This is a genomic window from Staphylococcus sp. HMSC072B07, assembly GCF_001815505.1.
Classification (GTDB): domain Bacteria; phylum Bacillota; class Bacilli; order Staphylococcales; family Staphylococcaceae; genus Staphylococcus; species Staphylococcus simulans.
In genome coordinates, this window is sequence record NZ_KV820931.1 from 969 (window position 1) to 3,724 (window position 2,756).

Annotated in this window: 3 protein-coding genes and 1 pseudogene; 2 read left to right on the forward strand and 2 right to left on the reverse strand. The window is 27.4% G+C overall.

Annotated features, from left to right (window positions below):
- Nucleotides 1-491 (forward strand): annotated as a pseudogene (locus HMPREF3031_RS13470) (hypothetical protein); the annotation flags it as partial.
- A 46-nt stretch (nt 492-537) separates the two neighbouring features.
- Nucleotides 538-705: a hypothetical protein gene (locus HMPREF3031_RS13475; RefSeq protein WP_156666418.1), complete on the forward strand. Its 168-nt coding sequence runs from the start codon at nt 538-540 to the stop codon at nt 703-705.
- A gap of 650 nt (nt 706-1,355) precedes the next feature.
- Here the strand turns inward: HMPREF3031_RS13475 and HMPREF3031_RS13690 are convergent.
- Together HMPREF3031_RS13690 and HMPREF3031_RS09635 are read right to left on the reverse strand one after the other, a co-directional pair.
- Complete coding sequence (locus HMPREF3031_RS13690) at nt 1,356-1,886, reverse strand: DnaD domain protein (RefSeq protein ID WP_070724850.1); 531 nt, start codon at nt 1,884-1,886, stop codon at nt 1,356-1,358.
- A complete protein-coding gene (locus HMPREF3031_RS09635; RefSeq protein WP_070724852.1) occupies nt 1,849-2,283 on the reverse strand; it encodes a replication initiator protein A in 435 nt (144 codons plus the stop codon). Before HMPREF3031_RS09635 ends, HMPREF3031_RS13690 begins: the two co-directional genes overlap by 38 nt.
- Nucleotides 2,284-2,756: the final 473 nt, after the last annotated feature.

The following is a 2,756-nucleotide window of genomic DNA, read 5'->3' on the forward strand; positions in this document are numbered from 1 at the left end:
TTATAAAACTATTAAATTCTTTTGTAAGTAACAAATGTAGAAAAAAACAAATCCAATTAAAACGCAATGAAAATATCAAATATTTCAGAGCTTGTCCTGAAAGTGTACCGATTGAATTATATCAACGTTATAAACCTTTCTTTAGTGATGCTCAAATTAAGTGCTTATTCAACAATATCTCAGATCAAATCAATCCATATCCTAATATCAACAATGAAGCATATACTGACATAGTTAATAATACATTGGGTTCATTAGTTAAAGCACTAAGAAACTATCACAGAGGACAAGGTAAAAAAATATATAATATTTTTGCATATGCTGTGGGTACTGCAAAAATATTAGCAGCCAAAGTAGATCATATCAACAAATGGTCTGCAATGTGGGAACACTCTACACAAACAAAACAATATGATAATAATTTCAAAACAGCAAGTATGCATATGTGGGCAAAAACAGGGCTCTTAGATGATGAGGGAATTCCTTATTAACCTCCCAATAAAAAAGAGAGAGGAATCGTCATTCTTAATTATAATTATGAAGAAAAAACACATATTAGTTAAAGAGTTTGAATCCATTATTGATTATTTTTTTACAAATCCTGAAGATGAAGCGTGGTTTGAAATTGAACAAATAACTGCAAATGGTACTATTGCGAGCAGACTCGATGAATCAGCTGATAATACCTTCGACTACACTACATAAGATCGAACAAAGATATTAAGATTATCAGCAAAAGCAATACAATTAATTAGTTAACACATATAATTTTATTTTTCTTTATAATCGATATTGTCTTGCATATCTATAATGTAAATTTCTCTGATTTAAAACTCATTAATTAAATCATTGTCTTGAATAATGTCATAAATAGACTTACTTATATCATGTAGGTCGACACTATCTCAAACTTCTTGAAACTAACAGTACAAGTTTTCAATAATCAAGAATTTAGAATTTATAGTATTTTTCTCTCTAGAAATCAACTTTTTAAGGTGCTTTTAGATACGCCATTGACTTCACTAATTTATCTATACAAATGCCAACATTGATTAATAGATTTTGACTGAACAGTGATGCCTAAATCTAAAAATAATTGATTTGAGTTGAATTTATTATTACAGAGGAACAAACGATAAAATATATGATAAATTTGCATAAACAGGGAGTAGTATAAAAAACTAACAGTTAAAACGCATAATATCCACAAATGGTCCAGAATATGAAAAGACTATACAAAAATAGGACAACATAATAACTTCAAAGCAACAATGATATATATACCTCAAAAGAACTTTTAGATGACAAAGAATTTTTTTGTTAACTTTAGCGTTTTATATAAATAGGCAACTAAATTAACTTTTCCAATCTTTTTCTAATTGTCGTTTAAATGCTTCTCGTTGTCTTTCAAAATCTACTTGCTCTTCTGGTGTCAATTGTTCATTACGTAATTGTTGAGGATTGTTTAGCCATTTTGGGGTTAATTCTTTAATTTTAATATTACCAGTTGTTTGAACATTATAATTTATTGCTTCGTTTAATGACTTAATTCCCTTATCAGACCAATTTTGTAAAATTTTAAGTAGAAAAACTTTTGGGTTCTTTCCATGTTTTGAAGCGTATTGTATTGCATAGTAATTAATTGAATCATCAAATTTCATTAATAATGGGATTAATTCTTTCTGATATGCTGATGTTATTTGAATATTAAATTCTAATTTAATTTCTTGAAGGCATTTTAGTATATTACAACGACTGTTTTCTTTTTTTGTAGTAGTTGTAATATCAGTATCGTTAATATCAGTATCATTAGAGTTAATTTCATTAACTTCTTGAAGTAAAATTTTTTTATCTCTTGAAGTTAAAAATTTTAACTTCCTTGTCACTACTAGTTTTATCGATGTTATCATCTTGTTGTAATTGATAAATATCATCATTAGTAACATTAGGTTTCATTAAATAAAGCATGTTAGGTTTATTAAGACCTTGTCTTTTTTGCTCCAATAAATTTGCATTCTCTAATTCTTTCTTGATTTTTACTACTTTAGGTTTACTTACATTAAGAATGTTTTCCAGAGTTTCATTTGTATAAATAAAATAGATTGCATTGTCTGCGTCTACCCATTTATTCAAAATGGATAGTTCTAGTCGATCACGAAGAATAGCATATGCAATTTTTGCATCGTTTGATATATTTTTATAGATAGGATTTGTGAAAAACACTTTTGGTAATTGATAAAAACGTTCTTTATACTGTTCTTCTATATAGAATTTATTAGACATAATGAAAACCTCTTTCCATTTGATTTTATTGGATAGAGGTAATAAAACTTTTACAACATTTCAATTTTATTTAATAATATTGAGACTTGCACGTGTGGATTATATTTTATATAATGAGAGTACAATTTGAATTAAATAAACGTTGGTAACCGTTTTATTACCTTAAGGACAACTACTACCAATAGTTGTCCTTTTCCTATGATTATATATTATCATGCAGTATTCATTGCTGTAAATGTTGCATATCATGTGAAGTGGATAGTAATAATTGAATCGTTCATTATTAATCAAAATAAATTAAGAAGGCCTGATGTGTTAATAATTGAAATAAATAATCGATATATCTGTAGTTTTTTCACTAAAATTAAGGGTATGTTAGTAATATAGCTAGATTTCATGTAAAAACACCCAAAAGACCCGCTTACTTTAAATGTAAGCGGGTCTCAGACTGTCGACAAAGTCCTACGGACTTG

Excerpts from the sequence above, each read along its gene's own strand:
- HMPREF3031_RS09635 (WP_070724852.1), bottom strand. The coding sequence starts at position 2,283 with ATGTCTAATAAATTCTATATAGAAGAACAGTATAAAGAACGTTTTTAT.
- HMPREF3031_RS13475 (WP_156666418.1), top strand. The coding sequence starts at position 538 with ATGAAGAAAAAACACATATTAGTTAAAGAGTTTGAATCCATTATTGAT.